Here is a 19,415-nt window from a genome sequence, read left to right on the forward strand (position 1 = left end):
CGGTGAACTTATCCACATTAGCTGCATCGTTTACGGTAATGGTAGCAGTTGCTGCATTACAGTAGAAGTTATCGGTTACGGTAACAGTGTAAGTACCTGCTTTACCGGGTACGGTTACTTTATTGCTTGCATAGCTTCCGCCGTTATTTACGGTAACAGTTGCAGCTTTGATGTACGCACCATTCACAGCAGTAAATAAATCAGCGAAGTTGAAGGTCTGATTCTGACCAACTGTGTTAACAGTTAAGTTAACGGTTTTGTTGGTTGCAGTCCATTTGGTCTGGTTAGCCGGAGCAGTTAAGGTAACTTTACCGGTTGCGGTGTTACAGTAGTAATTGTCGGTAATGGTAACGGTTACATCGCCGGTGGTGCCGGGGATGGTAACGGTTGCATTTGCCCAATCAGCAGCGCTAACAGTGGTAGCTTTACCTGCGATGGTAACGGTGATGTTACCGGTTACTACATTGGTTCCTGAGAAGATGTCACCCAGTTTTACGGAAACTGCTTTTTCATCAATAGATGCTAAAGTATGAGTAACGCTGGGGTTCTTAGCAGTGAATTTGTTAATCGGGTCTGCATCTGCAACGGTTACGGTTGCAGTTGCAGTGTTACAGTAGTAGTTATCGGTGATGGTTACTTTATAAGTACCAGCGCCGGTAAAGGTTACAACATTGTTTGCATAAGCTCCGTCGCCGCCTACAGTGATAGTTCCTTTAACGTAGCCGTTATCAGTGAACAGTTCATCTAAAGTAGCGGTTACAGTGTTAGAGCCGTATGCTAATTTTTTGGAAACGGTTTTACCGGTCCATTTATCAACATTAGCGGGTTCTTTTACGGTAACAGTTGCAGTTGCTTTGTTACAGTAGTAGTTATCGGTTGCGGTAATGGTGAAGGTACCGATTCCGGTAACAGTGATTTTGCCGTCTGCATAAGTTGCACCTTCCACGGTAATGTCTTTTACAACATATTCGGTGTTGGTGTCAAACAGGTCAGCAAAATTGTAAGTTACGGTGTTTGCTTCGATGGTATCTAAAGTATGAGTGTAAGTTACCGCTTTACCGGTGAATTTATCAACGTTTGCTACATCTTTCACGGTGATGGTAGCGGTTGCTGCATTACAGTAGAAGTTATCGGTTACGGTTACGGTGTAGGTACCTGCTTTTCCGGGTATGGTAATTACATTGTTTGCGTAAGAACCGCCGTTGTTAACAGTTACAGTTGCATCTTTGATGATTGCACCTTCAACTGCGGTGAATAAATCTTCAAAGTTTACGGTCTGATCCTGACCAACAGTATTAACGGTTAAGTCAACCGTCTTGTTGGTTGCAGTCCATTTATCAACATTAGCGGGTTCTTTTACGGTAACAGTTGCAGTTGCTTCGTTACAGTAGAAATTATCTGTTGCGGTAATGGTGAAGGTACCGATTCCAGTAACAGTGATTTTGCCGTCTGCATAAGTTGCACCTTCCACGGTAATGTCTTTTACAACATATTCGGTGTTAGTGTCAAACAGGTCAGCAAAATTGTAAGTTACGGTGTTTGCTTCGATGGTATCTAAAGTATGAGTATAGGTTACAGCTTTACCGGTGAATTTATCAACGCTTGCTGCATCTTTCACGGTGATGGTAGCAGTAACAGGGTTACAGTAGAAGTTATCGGTTGCAGTTACGGTGTAGGTACCTGCTTTTCCGGGTACGGTTACAACGCCATCTGCAAAGCTTGCTCCGTTATCTACGGTTACGGAAATCGCTTTGATTACTACACCTTCAACTGCGGTGAATAAATCTTCAAAGTTTACGGTCTGATCCTGACCAACAGTGTTCACAGTTAAGTCGATAGTTTTGTTGGTAGCAGTAAATTTATTTACATTTGCAGGAGCGTTTACGGTAACAGTTGCAGTTGCAATGTTACAGTAGAAGTTATCGGTTGCGGTAACGGTAATGGTTCCTAAACCGGTAACAGTGATTTTACCGTCTGCATAAGTTGCGCCTTCCACGGTAATATCTTCCGCTTTTACATTTGCACCTTCAACGGTGTCAAACAGGTCTGCAAAATTGTAAGTTACAGTGTTTGCTTCGATGGTATCTAAAGTATGGGTATAAGTTACAGCTTTACCGGTGAATTTGTCCATCGCAACAGGCGCATTTACAACTACAGTTGCAGTTGCAGTGTTACAATAGAAATTATCGGTAATGGTAACATAGAAGGTACCGGTGCCTGCGAAGGATACTTTACCGTCTGCATAGGTTCCGTCGCCGCCTACGGTTACTTCTTTCACAGTATAACCGTTATTCGTGAACAGTTCTTCTAAAGTAGCGGTTACAACACCATCTTCGATTGTGAATAAGGTGTGAGTCAGCGTAACAGCTTTACCGGTGAACTTGTCAACATTTGCAGGTTCATTTACGGTAATGGTTGCGGTTGCTTCGTTACAGTAGAAGTTATCGGTTGCGGTAACGGTGATGGTGCCTAAGCCTTCCACGGTTACTTTACCGTCTGCATAGGTTGCGCCGGTTACGGTAATGTCTTTTACAACATATTCATCGTTGGTATCGAATAAGTCTGCGAAATCAACAGTGTAAACATTGGATTCGATGGTATCTAAAGTATGGGTAACTTCAATATCTTTACCAACGAATTTATCTACGTTTGCTGCATCGTTTACGGTAATGGTAGCGGTTGCTGCATTACAGTAGAAGTTATCGGTGATGGTTACGGTGTAGGTGCCTGCAGTTCCGGGTACAACTACCTGACCATTGATAAAGTTTCCGCCTTCCACGGTAATGGTAGCATTTTTGATATTTGCGCCTTCAATTGCAGTGAATAATTCAGCTACAGTGAAGGTCTGATCCTGACCTGCAGTGTTAACAGTTAAGTCAACAGTCTTGTTGGTTGCAGTCCATTTATCCACGCTTGCAGGTGCATTTACGGTAACAGTTGCAGTTGCAGTGTTACAATAATAGTTATCGGTTACGGTGATGGTTTTGGTACCGAAACCTTCTACGGTGATTTTGCCGTCTGCATAAGTTGCGCCGGTTACGGTGATGTCTTCCATTTTTACAGGAACGCCGCCGATTACGGTAAACAGATCAGCAAAGTCATAGGTTACGGTATTTGCTTCCACGGTTTCCAAGGTGTGAGTATAGGTCACATCGTTACCGATAAATTTGTCGATAGAAGGAATGGTTTTGGGAGTGAAGGTGTAGGTTCTGCCAACCACGTAAGATTCGTTTTCGTTGTTGGGGTTATACATCTTCAGTGCCAGAGTTACTTCTAAGTCGGGGTTAGCAACTAAGAATTCGGGAGTAAATGCTAAACCACAGTTAAAGTCTTTTACGGAGTTTACGATATCCGCATAAGTCAGTTTTAAGCCACTCTGACCCATGAGAGCTGCTGCAGTTTCCATGACTCTTACAGGGGTATTTGCCTGCAGAGTTGCATCTTCAAAGGGAACGGATACCCAGTTTTTGCTCCATGCATCATACTGACCGGAGAGGAAACCGTCTGCATTGCCGTTTGCATTGAAGGTTGCAGTTTTGTTTACGGTTAATTCGTAATCTGCATACCAATCACCGAACATCAGAAGCTGCTCCTGAGTAGATTCGTCTGCTTTGAAGTTTAATGCGAAATCTAAATCAACGCCTTCGATTGCTTCAACGTCCAGTTCAGTAACGGTTGCAGTGGGCTGTTTCCAGGTTCTGGTGATTGCATCACCGATTACATAGGATTCAGCGGGATTTAAGGGATTGTAGATTCTTAATTCCACGGTAGCGGATACGCCATCGTTTGCTGCTAAGAACTCTTTAGAGAAGTTGATACCACAATCAAAATCTTTGATGGTTTCAACGACATCACGATAAGTTGCGCTCATACCTGCGGTTTCTAATACTTTTACAGGTGCGCCTGCGGTAATTGCTAAATCAGTTGCAGGAAGTTTTACCCATTCTGCTCCGAATTCGTCATACTGACCTAACAGATAACCGTCTTTTTCGCCATTTGCATTGAAGGTTGCATTTTTGTTGAAAGTTACTACATAATCTGCAGCCCAGTCACCAAAGGTTGCCAACTGAGATTCGGTTGCTTCGTTTGCTTTGAAGTTCATTGCAAAGTCTGCTTCTACATCTAATTTAGTGGTATCTAAGTGAGTAACTTCTGCGGTGGGTAAGGTCCAGCTGAAGGATTTTTCAGCGATGGTGTATGCTTCGTCGGTAACAGGATTTACGATTACCAGTGCTAAGGATACTTCTAAACCATCATTTGCTTTTAAGTAGCTATCTGCGAAGTTTACGCCACAATCAAAGTCTTTTACGGTTTCAACTACATCTTTGTAAGTAACGTTCATACCTGCGGTTGCCAATACGTTTACAGGAACGCCTGCTTTCACAGTATAGTCTGCTGCAGGAATGCTTACAAATTCAGGACCGAATTCGTCATACTGACCAACTAAGTAACCGTCTTTGGTGCCGTTTGCGTTAAAGGTTGCATCTTTGTTGGTAGTAAATACAAAGTCTGCTTTCCAATCGCCAAAGGTTGCTACCTGAGATTCGGTTGCTTCGTCTGCTTTGAAGTTTAATGCGAAGTCTGCTTCTGCTACTTTAATGTCGGTAACAGTTGCAGTAGGCATGGTAAAGTCGAATGCTTTTTCTGCGATGGTGTATGCTTCGCCGGTAACAGGATTTACGATTACCAGTGCTAAGGATACTTCTAAACCATCATTTGCTTTTAAGTAGCTATCTGCAAAGTTTACGCCGCAGTCGAAATCTTTAATGGTTTCAACTACATCGCGATAAGTAACGTTCATGCCAGCGCTTCCCAAAACATTTACGGGAACGCCTGCGGCAACGGTTACGTCCGCTGCGGGAACTTTTACAAATTCAGGACCGAATTCGTCATACTGACCAACTAAATAACCGTCTTTGGTGCCGTTTGCATTGAAGGTTGCGTCTTTGTTGGTGGTAAATACAAAGTCTGCTTTCCAATCGCCGAAGGTTGCTACCTGAGATTCGGTTGCTTCGTCTGCTTTGAAGTTTAATGCGAAGTCTGCTTCTGCTACGTCAATTTCGGTAACAGTTGCAGTAGGCATATTAAAGTCAAATGCTTTTTCTGCGATGGTGTAGGTATTGCCGTTTTCGGGATTTACCAGAACTAATGCGATAGAAACTTCTAAGCCATCATTTGCTTTTAAGTAAGCATCTGCATAGTCAACACCACAGTCGAAGTCTTTTACGGTTTCAACCACATCACGATAAGTAACATTCAGACCTGCTGCATCCATAATGGATACGGGAGTACCTGCAGTAATTGCGAAATCGGTTGCAGGAACTTTTACAAATTCAGGACCGAATTCGTCATACTGACCGATTAAGTAACCGTCTTTAGAGCCATCCTGGTTAAAGATGGCATCTTTGTTAGTAGTAAATACAAAGTCTGCCTCCCAATCACCGTAGAATGCTAACTGTTCGTCAGTTACTTCGTCTGCTTTGAAGTTTAATGCAAAGTCTGCATCGGTAGAAATTGCAGTCACGGTTGCAGTGGGAAGTTCTTCTAATAAGTCACGTTCAATGGTGCCCACATTGGTTAAAGGAGCAAGAGTTGCTTCGTCCCAAGCGAACACTTTCAATAAATCGGTATCGGCTACCGAAATTGCAGAGGTAGTAAAGGTCGCAACTACGCCTGCAGTCATACTAACAGAATCAATAGATTCCATTTTTTCAAGTTTACCGGTTTCGATATCGTAATGAGCTACCATTACGCTTGCGGTACCGGTTTTACTTGCAGTGAAGGTCACGTTGGCATAAAGTTTGTCCACGCCATCCAACTGAGTTGCTACGCTGTTATCTTCAGCATTGTAGAACGCAATTGTACCAAGCTCATTTGCATAAGTTGCAAATGTGAACATGCTTGCCAACAGGGTCAAAGTGAGAAGAATGCTTAAAAATCTTTTCACCTATGACACTTCCTTTCTTTTTATTTTTTATATATTTGTTTTTTTACAGAATTGATACCCTGATGCCATAAAGTCACCGCACCAGTATATAATAGTATATTATATACAATATTTTAGCATTTTCATAAGGTGCTGTCAAGCATTTTTACTAAAAAATTACAATTTTATTACAAAATTTTTTAACGTGAAAATCCGCTGATTGCAAGGGATTGTAACAATTTTACAAAACTGTTTGCGCGCTATAGTGCATTCTAACGAACCTTTTTATTTATCCACAAGTTATACACATTTTTATGTGCATAACGGACATCACCCCTAAAGCAGATGTCCTGGATAAAAAACAAAAAAAGCAATGGATAACCATTGCTTTTTCGATTACTTTTTTATATTTTGCTGTGCAAGGTGAAGAAAAAGGGCATAGAATTTGCAAACTGAACCGAAGGGTTACCTGAAGCTGTAGTACTGCGTACAGCATAACGGTACAGCGAGAGGTGAAGTTTGCGTTCTATGTTCTTTTTCAAGCTATTCGCAACCTAAGGTGAAGAAAAATTCGGCTAAAATGGAGAAACCGAATCGAAACTTGTTTCGATAGTACCCGAAGCCGCAGTACTGCGTACAGCATATTTATGTACGGCGAGTGGTGAGGTTCACGGATTGTGCGCTGTTTTTCAAGCCGTTGTTCAAGGTGAAGAAATCCTCTTCCATCTCAGGCGTAGAGAAAATGGCTCAGAACGGACAAACTGAACCCGCAGGGATTATCCGAAGCCGTAGTACTGCGTACAGCATATTTGTGTACGGCGAGTGGTGAGGTTCACGGGTCTGCACAACCAAGGTGCAGAAAAAGGGCATAGAATTTGCAAACTGAACCGAAGGGTTACCCGAAGGCGTACATCGGTACGCCGAGAGGTGAAGTTTGCAGATAGCAAAAGGCATTCTGATTAAAATTTGTGCCAACAAATTTTCACCTTATAAAAGAAAAGACATGGAAAAAATCCATGCCTTTTGCGGTCTATGTTCTTTTTCAAGCCGTCCTATACGCTGAAGAGAAGGTCGCCGTATGAAGGATAAGGCCAGTATGTCTTATCCGTCACTTCTTCCAGCTGGTCGGCAATTTCACGGGCTTCGTTCATAACGGACAGCACGTTTTCGCAGTAATAACGGGCGATTTCGGCACCGTCGTTCAACGCTTTCACGCCCTGCAGATTTTCGTCTAGACGGTTTACGGTGAAATAGAGCTCGTCGGTTAAAGCGGTCACTTTTTTAGCGAGTTCCATTTCGTAGGCACCTGCACCCACAGTTGCCGCTTTATTTTGAATAGAAACACACAAATCGCTTGCAAAGCGAGAGCAAGCAGGCAGGATTTCCTTACGTACCATTTCCAGCATGGTGAGTGCTTCAATATTGATGACTTTGGAGTATCCTTCCAAAAGCACTTCCACACGGGATTCCATTTCGGTGCGGCTATAGATTTTATGTTTGCCAAATAAGGCAACATTTTCGTCGGTTACGTAGTGAAGCAACGCTTCAGGGGTGGTTTTTAAGTTTAAAAGACCTCGTTTTTCGGCCTCATCCACCCATTCGTCGGAATAGTTGTTGCCGTTGAAAATAATGCGTTTATGGTTTTTCACCGTTTCCTTGATGATTGCCATTACATCGTTTTCAAAATTAGACGACTGTTCCAGACGGTCGGCAAAATCGCAGAGCACATCAGCAACAATGGTATTTAACATAATGTTGGAACCGGAAATAGAGAATGCGGAACCAAGCATACGGAATTCAAATTTGTTCCCGGTAAATGCAAAGGGAGAGGTACGGTTACGGTCGGTGGTATCTTTTCTGAATTGAGGCAGAACATCTACCCCACCATCCATTTTTTCCTTTTTGATTTTCTGATAGGGAGTGTCGGTTTCGATAGCTTCCAAAATGGCAGTCAACTCGTCCCCTAAGAAGACAGACATAATCGCCGGAGGTGCTTCACTGGCGCCCAGACGATGGTCGTTTCCTGCAGATGCAGCGGAAATACGGAGCAAATCCTGGTGTTCGTCCACCGCTTTGATGACCGCTACCAAGAACAGTAAGAAACGCAGATTATTTTCGGGATATTTGCCCGGATTTAACAGGTTTACTCCTGTGTTGGTGGAAATGGACCAGTTATTGTGCTTCCCGCTGCCGTTTACGCCTAAGAATGGTTTTTCGTGAAGCAGGCAAACTAAATTATGCCGTTCCGCCACTTTTTTCATCACTTCCATAGTGAGCTGATTATGGTCGGTGGCAATATTGGTGGTGGCAAAAATGGGCGCCAACTCGTGCTGAGAGGGAGCCGCTTCATTATGTTTGGTTTTTGCCAATACGCCCAGTTTCCAGAGTTCTTCGTCCAGCTCTTTCATATAGGCGGAAACACGGGTTTTGATGGCACCAAAATAATGGTCCTCCAATTCCTGACCTTTGGGCGGTTTGGAACCGAATAAGGTTCTGCCCGTGAAGATTAAGTCAGGACGTTTGTCATACATTTCTTTGTCGATTAAAAAATATTCCTGTTCGGCACCCACAGTGGTGGTCACAGTGGCATCCAAATCTTCGCCAAACAGTTTCACAATTCTGCCCGCCTGATGGCTGATTACTTTCATGGAACGAAGCAGGGGTGTTTTTTTGTCTAAAACTTCACCGCTATAGGAATAAAAAGCGGTGGGAATACACAAAGAACCGTCTTTAATAAAGGCATAAGAGGTGGGATCCCAGGAGGTGTAACCTCTTGCTTCAAAGGTGGAACGAAGTCCGCCTGAGGGAAAGCTTGACGCATCGGGTTCCCCTTTAATCAGCTCTTTCCCCGAAAATTCCATCAGAACTTTACCGTCCCCTGCGGGCACGATAAAGCTGTCGTGTTTTTCTGCGGTGATACCTGTCATCGGCTGGAACCAGTGGGTATAATGGGTTGCGCCGTGTTCCACAGCCCAATCCTTCATTGCAGATGCCACCTGATTGGCAACATTTAAGTCCAACGCTTCCCCGTCTTCTAAAGTGTGCTTCAACGCTTCGTACACTTCTTGGGGCAAACGAGCCTGCATTTCGGTATCATTAAATACAAAACTGCCGAATAATTCGGGAATATTAGCCATAAAAAGTTCTTCCTTTTTTCAGATTTACAAAAATTATAACAGATTCATACCGTATTCTTCTGCCTGTTTACGGGTGTTTTTATCCCACACGGATACCTGCACCTCGCCAACGTGTGCTTTTTCCAACAGAAGCATACAAAGGCGGCTCTGACCGATACCGCCACCCATAGTTAAAGGCAGAGTACCGTCTAAGAGCATCTGGTGGAAAGGCAAGGTTTTTCTGTCTTCACAGTCTGCTTTTATCAGCTGTTCTTCCAAAGATTTTTCGTCCACACGGATCCCCATGGAAGAGATTTCCAAAGCGGAATCCAACATGGGATTATAGAAGAGTAAATCCCCGTTTAATTTCCAGTCATCATAGTCGGGAGCACGGCCGTCGTGCTTTTTGCCCGATTTCAACACATCGCCGATACCGATGATGAATACGGTTTTCTTTTCTTTAGCGATGGCATTTTCTCTTTCTTTGCCGGTCAGGTCGGGATATAAATCTTCCAATTCCTGAGAGGTGATAAAGGTGACATCACGGTTTAAGGTAATGGAAATCGCAGGATAATCTTTTTTGATTTCATCCAAGGTGTCACAGATGGCACCCACGATTTTTCTGACAGTATCTTTTAAGAAATCCACAGTTCTGTCTTCTTTTGAGATAATGGATTCCCAATCCCACTGATCCACATAGATGGAATGGAGGTTATCCATGGTTTCATCACGACGGATGGCATTCATATCGGTATAAATGCCTTCCCCTTTGGAGAACCCGTACTGGTAGAGTGCCAGACGTTTCCATTTTGCCAGAGAATGCACGATTTCCGCCATCCCTTGGGTTTCGGGAATATCAAAGGTAACGGCACGCTCCACCCCGTTTAAGTTGTCGTTTAAGCCCATACGGGATTCCACGAACAAGGGAGCGGTGACACGTTTTAAATTCAACACTTCCGCCAGTTTATCCTGAAAAATACGTTTGGTTTTTCCGATAGCGGTCTGGGTTTCGTAAATATTTAATGTTTTGGGATACCACACAGGTTTCATAGTCTGACTCATGGGTGGATTCCTCCTTTATTTTGATAGGAAATATCCAAAAAATATTAAAAAATATTAGTTGGGTTTGTAGCTGTCTTTTAAGTTGACGATTAAGTTAAAGGTGTCGGGGAATTTGCTGTCCTTCTGGAAATAACCGTTACGAACAAACTGGAATTTGTCTTCTAAGGTTGCATCATTTAAGGACGGTTCGCAAATTGCTTTGCAGATTGCAACAGAATCTTTGTTTAAATAATCGTCGTAGCCTTTGTCTTCGGGCATATCGTTCATATTTTCCAAAGTGAAGAGACGGTCATACAGACGCACTTCTTTTTCCACGCCGAATTTAGCAGATACCCAATGGATGGTTCCTTTCACTTTTCTGCCGTCGGGAGCGTTGCCGGAAAATGTTTCGGGATCGTAGGTACAATGGATTTCCACGATATTGCCGTTTTCGTCTTTCACCACATCCTGATACTGGATGAAGTAAGTTCCCATCAGACGCACTTCCCCGCCGGGTTTTAAACGGTGGAACTTCGGAGGCGGAACCTCTGCAAAGTCGGAGCGTTCGATATAGATTTCACGGGAAATAGGCACTTCACGGTAGGTGGTTTCGGGATCCTGAGGATTATCGGGTAATTTGATATATTCCACTTTGTCTTCGGGATAGTTGGTTAATACCACTTTCACCGGATCTAACACAGCCACACGGCGTTTTGCGGTGGTATTCAATTCGTCACGGATACAAAATTCCAACAGACCGATATCCACCAGGCTGTTTGCTTTGGCAACACCGGAACGTTTTACAAATTCAAAAATGGAAGAGGGAGTGTAACCACGTCTTCTTAATCCGCATAAGGTGGGCATTCTGGGGTCATCCCAACCGTCCACGATGCCTTCTTCCACCAACTGGCGGAGATAACGTTTGCTCATTACGGTGTTGGTCACATTCAGACGAGCAAATTCGTACTGATGAGGCGGCATTTCGAATCCTACATTTTCCACAACCCAGTCATACAAGGGTCTATGATTTTCAAATTCGATGGAGCATAAGGAATGGGTGATACCTTCCAACGCATCCTGCAGGGGATGTGCATAGTCATATAAGGGATAAATGCACCATTTGTTGCCCTGACGGTGATGGTCGGTATGCACGATACGATAAATTGCAGGGTCACGCATATTCATATTGGGAGACGCCATATCAATTTTGGCACGTAAAGTTTTTTCGCCGTCCTTAAATTCCCCGTTTTTCATCCGTTCAAATAAGTCTAAGTTTTCTTCCACGCTTCTGTCACGGTAGGGAGAGTTTTTACCGGGAGTGGTTAAGGTACCACGGTATTCTCTCATTTCTTCCGCATTTAAATCGCAGACGTATGCTTTGCCTTTTTTGATCAGTTCGCAGGCAAACTCGTAGCACTTATCAAAATAATCGGAGCCGTAGAAGATACCACCGTCGGGAATGGCACCCAGCCATTCTAAATCTTTATAGATTGCCTGCACATATTCGTCATCTTCTTTGGCAGGGTTGGTATCGTCATAACGCAGGTTAAACTGTCCGCCGTATTTTTTGGCAGTTCCCCAGTTAATCCAGATTGCTTTTGCGGAACCGATATGAAGGTATCCGTTAGGTTCGGGCGGAAAACGGGTATGGATTTTTTCCACTTTGCCTTCCGCTAAGTCTTTATCAATAATTTCGTGTATGAAATTGCTTTCCATAATTTCTGACATCTTTTCAATATTCCTTTCCTAAAAAGGTGATTCATTTTATCGTATTCGACAATCCCTCAGTCACTTCGTGACAGCTCCCTTTGCACAAGGGAGCCTATCGTTTTTTTGGGGGATATTTTTCAAGCTCTTGCTTTTTTATAGGGTGCAGAAAAACTGATGCAAAATTCGGAAATCGAATCAAGGCAACGCCTTGACGATCCCGAAGCTGTACCGTGTGTACAGCGAGTGGTGAGATTCACGGATTATGCGCAGTTTTTCAAGCCTACAAAGAAAGACGAGCCTTAACTAATTCGTTACCCATTACGCGGAACACTTCATAGGTATCGGGCGTATTCTGACGTCCGCAAATCTGCACGCGAAGAACGGTAGAAACTTGGGCAACATTCCCTTTAAATGCTTCGGGATTCTTTTTATACTCCTTCATATTGGAAGTGAAGCCGTGTTTTTCGGATAAGTCTTTGATTTTCTGGAACCATTCGTCCTGAGAATCATTTTCATCGTAGATTTCTTTGTATTCGGTAATCAAAAGATTTCTGTCTTCTTCCGAAATATTTTCAGGGAACTGATAATCAGGCTGATATAATTCGGGGAAGAAATAGGAAATGTAGTCCTTGATTTCGGATAATTTCGCAATATCCTTTCTCGGTTTGGGGCCTACACGTCCGATATTTAAAATTTCTAACACTTTTTCTTTTTGTGCGGTGATAATATGATAAAATTCTTTGTCGAATTCCTCTGTATAGGTTTCCAATAACGCATAAAGTTCGGTATTGGAAAGTTTTGCTAACTCGTTTTTGGAAACGTCGTCCAGTTTTACCAAATCAAACAGTGCACCGGATACAGACATCTTCTTGGGAGAGAAGGGGAAGTCTCTGTAGGACTTATCGGGATTTTGTGCATACCATTCTTCAAAGTTGGAGTTAAGAAGCGTCATCAGGTACACCATCACGCAGTTTACCACGTAACCTTCCTGCTTGTAGAAGGAAAGCGCCAGCTCGGGGTCTTTTCGTTTGGAAAGTTTACGTTTGGTGGAACCGTCCATCTTCATCAAGGGTGCAATATGCATATATTTGGGAGCTTTTAAGCCAACCGCACGATACAGTTGCAGGTGAATGGGCAGGGTTGCAATCCATTCGTCCCCACGGACAACGTGGGTGGTACCCATCAGATAGTCATCCACAACGTGTGCAAAATGGTAGGTGGGGATTCCGTCGGACTTTAAGATAACAACATCCATATCGTTTTCGGATAATTCCAAGTCCCCTTTTACCAAATCGGTGAATTTGAATTTATTGTCAATACTGCCTTCGCTTTTAAAACGGAGCACCCAGGGCATTTTTTTTGCTAATCTCTCTTTGATTTCATCCAAAGTCAGCTCACGGCATTTTGCCCATTTGCCACGGTACCCTAAGTTATCTTCCTTTTCTGCTTCCTGACGGGCTCTTAAATCGGAAAGCTCGTCCTCGGTGCAAAAGCAAGGATACGCCATTCCTTTTTCCACCAAATCTTTGGCAAATGCCTGATAAATTTTGGCACGCTTTCGCTGTCGGTAGGGACCGTAAATCCCTTTTTCTCCCTCTACCAAAGCACCTTCGTCAAAGTTTAAGCCAAAGTGAGACAAGCCGTCAATAATCGCCTGCACACCGCCCTCAACTTCACGTTTCTGGTCAGTGTCTTCAATACGAAGATAGAAGGTACCGCCGGAAAGATGTGCCAGACGCTCGGAGGTTAAAGCCGCATAGAGGTTTCCCAAATGCATAAAGCCGGTGGGAGAGGGTGCCATACGGGTCACTTTTTCGCCTTCTTTTAAATCGCGACGGGGATAGGTATTGCTGATTTCTTCTAAGGTGGGAAGAGATGCATCAAACAAAAGTGTTGCCAGAGACTTGGTATCCATAGTGTTGCTCCTTTATTTTACGAGGAAAATTCTTTTCCATTATATAGTATCATACATTATAACACACAACTACCCGTTTTTTCAAGTGTTTTTTTCGTTTTTTTTACCCCTTTTTTATTTTTTTCAAAAAATTTTAAAAAATTTTACAAAAACCCCTTTACAAAACACAAGATATATGGTATCATACTTCTTGCCAACACAAGATATTGTGTCAAAAAGCAAGATACCTAAAATTTTGAAAAACGCTGAAAATCAATGCAAATCAGCGTTTTTTTCACCCTCTTGGGGGAATTTTGACACAATGTTTTTTGGAAAATAAAGTAAAAAATGAAGACAGAAGGGACAAGATTATGGAACAGGAAAGTACGTTTTTTAAAACACAACTCCAAAAAGACATTTGGGAAAAGAAATATCGTCACAATGGGGAAACCATTGACGGATTTTTCGAAAGAATTTCCGGTGGAAATAAAGATATCATCCCCTTGATGATGGAAAGAAAATTCCTGCCCGGCGGCAGAATTATTGCTTCCAGAGGATTAGCAAAGGAAGGCAGAAAAATTACCTACTCCAACTGCTATGTCATTTCTCCTCCGGAAGATAACATTGAAGGCATTTTTGAATGTGCTTCCAAATTGGCAAGAACCTACTCCTACGGCGGCGGTTGCGGTATTGATATCTCTAAACTCTCCCCCGCAGGTGCTAAAATCAACAACGCGGCAAAAGAAACCACCGGTAGTGTGTCCTTTATGGACTTGTATTCTCTGGTAACCGACTTAATCGGTCAGAGCGGACGTCGCGGTGCGCTGATGATTTCCTTAGAATGTAATCATCCTGACCTGCCCCGTTTTATCGACATTAAAAACGACTTGAACAAAGTTACCAAAGCAAACATCTCCGTTAGAATCCGTGATGCTTTTATGAAAGCAGTGGAAGAAGATGCAGACTGGGATTTAACCTATACCCGTGAAGCAACCGGTGAAACCATTGTAAACACCGTGAAAGCAAGAGAAATGTTCCAAAAACTTGCGCACAACAACTGGGATATGGCAGAACCCGGCGCATTATTCTGGGACAGAATTGAAAACTGGAACTTATTAAGCAATGACGATAACTTCCGGTTTGCAGGGGTAAACCCCTGTGCGGAAGAACCCCTGCCGGCTGGCGGAAGCTGTCTGCTTGGTAGCATCAACTTGTCTGAATTCGTATTAAATCCCTACACCGAAAAAGCAGAATTTGATTTTGATGCGTTCGCAGATGCGGTTGAAAAAGCAGTTATTTACTTAAACGAAGTATTAGAAGAAGGCTTGGAATTACATCCCTTGGAAGAGCAGAGAAAGAGCGTAAACGACTGGAAACAGATTGGTCTTGGCATTATGGGCTTGGGCGATTGCTTAATTAAACTGGGCATTCGTTACGGCTCCACCGCATCTGTTAAAATGTGTGATAAAATCGGCTTCAAAATGGCAGATACCGCTATTTACACCTCTGCAAAACTGGCAGAAGAAAAAGGCACCTACCCCTGCTATGATGAAAAAGCGATTTTTGCAAGTGCATATTTTATGGAAAACACTTCCAAACGCACTCGTGACTATGTGAAAAAAGTGGGTCTTCGTAACAGTCAGCTGTTGACCATCGCACCCACCGGCTCCATCTCCACCATGCTTGGTATTTCCGGCGGCTTAGAACCCATCTACAACATTTCCTACACCAGAAAAACCGAATCCTTACACGGAGAAGAACGTTTCTACACCGTATATACCCCCATCGTAAAAGAAGTGATGGATGCAATGGGTCTTTCCGAAGGAGACGAGCTTCCCAACTACATTGTTACCGCAATGACCTTAAACTACAGAGAACGTATCAACATGCAGTCTATCTGGCAGAAACATATTGATGCTTCCATCTCCTCCACCGTAAACGTGCCCGAAGAATTCACCAAAGAAGAGGTGGAAGATTTATACATTTACGCTTGGAAAATGGGCTTAAAGGGTGTTACCATTTACCGTGATAACTGCAGAAGAACCGGTATTTTATTAAACAAAACCGACTCTGCCGCTCCGGAAAAAGAAGCAACTCATTTTGATGCGATTAAACCTATGTCCCGTTCCGAAATCGGTAAAACTTACGGTACCACTTCCAAATACACCACCGCTTGCGGTAATCTGTTTGTTACCATCAACCGTAACCAGAACGGTGATATTGTGGAATCCTTTGTAAATACCTCCAAAAACGGTATCTGTAAGTCCAATATTGACGGTATTAACCGTATGATTTCCCTGTCCTTACGAAGCGGTGTACTGGTTTCTGAAATTATCGACCAGTTAAAGAACATTTCTTGTCCCGCTTGCTTAAGACTGCGCACCAAAGGGGAACGATTAGACGGTCAGAGCTGTCCCGACATTATTGCAAAGGCTCTGCAGGAAGAATACGAATCCGGCTTCTTCTCCATGAATGCCCATCCTTCCATGCAAAAGGAAGAACCCAAAGCAGACATGACCACCTGTGAAGAAGAAAGCGATTTCGGCAGATTCCCCACCGTTTGTCCCGAATGTAAAACCAGATTAAAGCATGAAGGCGGTTGCGTATCCTGCGATAACTGCGGCTGGACCAAATGTAACTAAGAGCTTTTTGTGCAGACAACGTAGTTTTGCATTTTAGAAAGCACAATTCATATTTTTCTCTTTTCCCGTCTTGGTGGCGCATCTTTCGCCATCAGGATGGGGCAAACACTCATAAAAAATCTGACTGCACTTTCCCCGTGCAGTCATTCCTATTTGGGAAAGATTGGAGAAGCCTATGAGATTTTCATTTGGTAAATTTTTTAAAAGCTTTACCTATGCCGCAAAAGGCATTGCAGAAGTATATAAACGAGAACAAAATTTTAAAGTACATACTCTGGCGGCAATGGTAGCGCTGTTTTTGGGGTGGTTTTTTAAAGTCTCCCCTTGGGAATGGTGTTTTCTTGCAGTGGTAATTGCCTTGGTAATGGCTGCCGAAATGGTAAATACCGCCATGGAAAATCTGTGTGATGTCACCCATCCGGAAAAAAATGAAACCATCCGTGTGGTAAAAGATGTTTCTGCAGGAATGGTGCTGGTGTGTGCCATTGGCGCTCTCGTTGTTGGAATCGTGATATTCCTGCCAAAAATAATTGCATTTTTGCAAAATTTATGATAAAATATAAGAGTGACTATGCAACGTCACTCTTTTTTGTTATTTTTAACAGCTGTTGCAGAAACAGATAACCGATGTAGGGAAGGGCCTTGGTCCTTCCGCTTGTTCGATTCTTTCGGTTATTTTCGGCAGGAGCAAGCCCCTGCCCTACCACTCTTTTTGTTATTTTTAATCATTGTTCTTGCATCGGATTTTCGATGCATTTCCGAATAACGCAACGGATAAATCTGTTCCCTACAACCCGAAGAAAGGAGTTCTTCCTATGGAAAAAGTAATTTTAAAAATCGGCGGAATGACCTGCGGTGCCTGTTCAGCATATCTGCAGAAACAACTGAATAAACAATCAGGCATCCGTGCCAACGTGAATATTGCTACCCATCAGGCAGAAGTGTACTACGATGCCGACACCGTCACCCTCTCTATGATTGAAAAAATTGTGGTGAAAAGCGGATACAAAGTGGTGGAAGCGGAAGAAAAAAATTATTTGAAACAAAAACTTATCGTGGCGTTATGCTTTGCAATTCCGTTGTTTTATCTTTGTATGGGGCCTATGGTGGGACTTGCAGGAATTTCGGACCCCTTTTGGAATGTAACCATCCAACTGCTCCTCACCTTACCTGTGATGGGAGTTGGCTACAAATTCTACACCATTGGTTTTTCCAAACTGTTTCATCTGTCCCCCAATATGGACAGCTTGGTGGCGGTAGGAACCTTAGCCTCCTTTTTATACAGTTTATACGGTACCGTGATGGTGTGGATGGGAAACGCTCATTTCTCCCACCATTTATATTACGAAAGCACCGCCGTGATTATTGCTCTGATTCTGTTGGGACGGTTTTTGGAGCATCGCTCCCGGGGAAAAACGGGAGATGCTATTCGTTCCTTAATGGCGCTATCCCCCAAAACCGCCACCGTTCTTCGTGATGGGGAAGAAATGGTAATCCCCGCAGAAGAAGTGCAAATCGGCGATATTTTAATCGTGAAAGCAGGCGAAAACTTTTCGGTAGACGGCGTGGTGGTTTTCGGGGAAACCACCGTTAACGAAAGCATGCTTACAGGGGAAAGTCTGCCCGTGGATAAAACCGTTGGCGACACCGTTTACGGCGGAACCACCAACCAAAACGGATATGTCCGAATAGAAGCAACCAAAGTGGGTGATGCCACGGTGATTTCTCAGATTATCCGTCTGGTGGAAGATGCTTCAGGCACCAAGGCACCTATTGCCCGTCTTGCCGATGTGATTTCAGGATATTTTGTGCCCACCGTGATTTTGATAGCGCTCATTTCAGCGATAGCGTGGGCTTTATTGGGAAAAGATTTTTCATTCTGCTTAAATATTTTTGTGTCGGTGTTGGTAATTGCCTGCCCCTGCGCTTTGGGACTTGCCACTCCCACCGCCATCATTGTGGGAACGGGAAAAGCGGCAAAGCAAGGAATCTTATTTAAAAATGCCACTGCTTTGGAAACCGCACACAAAATTGATACAGTGGTATTTGATAAAACGGGTACCTTAACCATTGGGGAACCTGTGGTGACAGATATCGTGTGCGTCTCTTTATCAGCAGAAGAACTTTTACAAAAAACGGCAGCATTGGAAGCATATTCCGAACATCCCTTAGGCCGTGCCATCCTGAAAAAATGGGGAGAAAAGCCACTACCCTTAGCAGAAAATTTTCAATCTGTGACGGGACTGGGTATTATGGGAACGATAGACGGACAACTTATCAAAATCGGAAACTCAGAATTCGTAAGCGTGCCTGATACCAGCGCTTCTGAGCGTCTTTCCGAAGACGGAAAAACCGTTTTATTTATATCAATAGACGGCAATTATGCAGGTTTTATCGCTGTGGCAGACACCGTAAAAGAAACCTCCAAACAAGCGGTCAAAACCTTGAATGAACTGGGCATTGAAACTGTGATGCTAACAGGTGACAACGAAAAAACCGCTCAAGCCATTGCCGAAAAATGCGGTATCAAAACCGTGATAGCAAAAGTGCGTCCCGATGAAAAAATGGCAAAAATCGAGGAATTAAAAGCCAACGGAAAAATTGTTGCCATGGTGGGAGACGGCATCAACGATGCTCCAGCCCTGACCGCTTCCGATATCGGCATCGCCTTAGGAAACGGCACCGATATTGCTATGGAAAGCGCAGATGTGATTTTGGTAAAAGGCAATCCCGAAGATGTGGCAGAAGCCATTTTATTAGGCAAAAAAACCATGAAAACCATCCGTCAGAATCTGTTCTGGGCGTTTTGCTATAACACTTTGGGAATTCCGCTGGCAGCAGGTCTTTTAACACCTTTTGGAATCTTAATGAATCCCATGATCGGAGCGTTGGCGATGAGTTTGTCGTCGGTGTCTGTGGTAAGCAATTCCCTTCGTCTTAGTCGAACTTGATAAAACACGCAGAATCAAAAATTGCAAACATCATGTAGGGGACGGTGCCCACACCGTCCCGTTTTTTTTGATATTGTGATTCTTCGTGTTGTGAAATGCCAAAAATACCAAAACTACCAAAAAACCCAAAAATAC

The 19,415-nt window shown here is 43.4% G+C and carries 8 protein-coding genes; 3 read left to right on the forward strand and 5 right to left on the reverse strand.

The features are described 5' to 3' along the window. The 5 genes from E7413_01010 to E7413_01030 all read right to left on the reverse strand — a co-directional run. A partial coding sequence (locus E7413_01010) for a hypothetical protein (protein ID MBE7018449.1) occupies positions 1-5,947 on the reverse strand: 5,947 nt, incomplete at its 3' end. 1,031 nt (positions 5,948-6,978) lie between these two features. Continuing rightward, positions 6,979-9,063 carry a glutamine synthetase type III gene (locus tag E7413_01015; protein MBE7018450.1) on the reverse strand — a complete coding sequence of 695 codons (2,085 nt, stop codon included), beginning with the start codon at positions 9,061-9,063 and terminating at the stop codon, positions 6,979-6,981. Positions 9,064-9,096: 33 nt separating this feature from the next. After that, positions 9,097-10,104: an aspartate--ammonia ligase gene (locus E7413_01020; GenBank protein MBE7018451.1), complete on the reverse strand. Its 1,008-nt coding sequence runs from the start codon at positions 10,102-10,104 to the stop codon at positions 9,097-9,099. A 54-nt stretch (positions 10,105-10,158) separates the two neighbouring features. Continuing rightward, complete coding sequence (locus E7413_01025) at positions 10,159-11,811, reverse strand: glutamine--tRNA ligase/YqeY domain fusion protein (protein ID MBE7018452.1); 1,653 nt, start codon at positions 11,809-11,811, stop codon at positions 10,159-10,161. 262 nt (positions 11,812-12,073) lie between these two features. Further along, the gene (locus E7413_01030) at positions 12,074-13,708 is read right to left on the reverse strand and encodes a glutamate--tRNA ligase (GenBank protein ID MBE7018453.1); all 1,635 of its coding nucleotides are present in this window, start codon (positions 13,706-13,708) and stop codon (positions 12,074-12,076) included. 350 nt (positions 13,709-14,058) lie between these two features. Between E7413_01030 and E7413_01035 the strand changes: the two genes are divergently transcribed. The 3 genes from E7413_01035 (at position 14,059) to cadA (ending at position 19,280) form a co-directional block, all read left to right on the forward strand. After that, complete coding sequence (locus tag E7413_01035; protein ID MBE7018454.1) at positions 14,059-16,329, forward strand: adenosylcobalamin-dependent ribonucleoside-diphosphate reductase; 2,271 nt, start codon at positions 14,059-14,061, stop codon at positions 16,327-16,329. Positions 16,330-16,504: 175 nt separating this feature from the next. Further along, the gene (locus tag E7413_01040; protein ID MBE7018455.1) at positions 16,505-16,882 is read left to right on the forward strand and encodes a diacylglycerol kinase family protein; all 378 of its coding nucleotides are present in this window, start codon (positions 16,505-16,507) and stop codon (positions 16,880-16,882) included. Positions 16,883-17,144: 262 nt separating this feature from the next. After that, on the forward strand, positions 17,145-19,280 hold the full coding sequence (gene cadA, locus E7413_01045) for a cadmium-translocating P-type ATPase (GenBank protein MBE7018456.1): 2,136 nt from the start codon (positions 17,145-17,147) through the stop codon (positions 19,278-19,280). Positions 19,281-19,415: the final 135 nt, after the last annotated feature.

This window comes from Oscillospiraceae bacterium, from assembly GCA_015068645.1.
GTDB lineage: Bacteria > Bacillota > Clostridia > UMGS1840 > UMGS1840 > SIG452.

What these genes read in the sequence shown, in the direction of transcription:
- E7413_01015 (MBE7018450.1), bottom strand. Translation starts at nt 9,063, where the DNA reads ATGGCTAATATTCCCGAATTATTCGGCAGTTTTGTATTTAATGATACC.
- E7413_01020 (MBE7018451.1), bottom strand. Translation starts at nt 10,104, where the DNA reads ATGAGTCAGACTATGAAACCTGTGTGGTATCCCAAAACATTAAATATT.
- E7413_01025 (MBE7018452.1), bottom strand. Translation starts at nt 11,811, where the DNA reads ATGTCAGAAATTATGGAAAGCAATTTCATACACGAAATTATTGATAAA.
- E7413_01030 (MBE7018453.1), bottom strand. Translation starts at nt 13,708, where the DNA reads ATGGATACCAAGTCTCTGGCAACACTTTTGTTTGATGCATCTCTTCCC.
- E7413_01035 (MBE7018454.1), top strand. Translation starts at nt 14,059, where the DNA reads ATGGAACAGGAAAGTACGTTTTTTAAAACACAACTCCAAAAAGACATT.
- E7413_01040 (MBE7018455.1), top strand. Translation starts at nt 16,505, where the DNA reads ATGAGATTTTCATTTGGTAAATTTTTTAAAAGCTTTACCTATGCCGCA.
- cadA (MBE7018456.1), top strand. Translation starts at nt 17,145, where the DNA reads ATGGAAAAAGTAATTTTAAAAATCGGCGGAATGACCTGCGGTGCCTGT.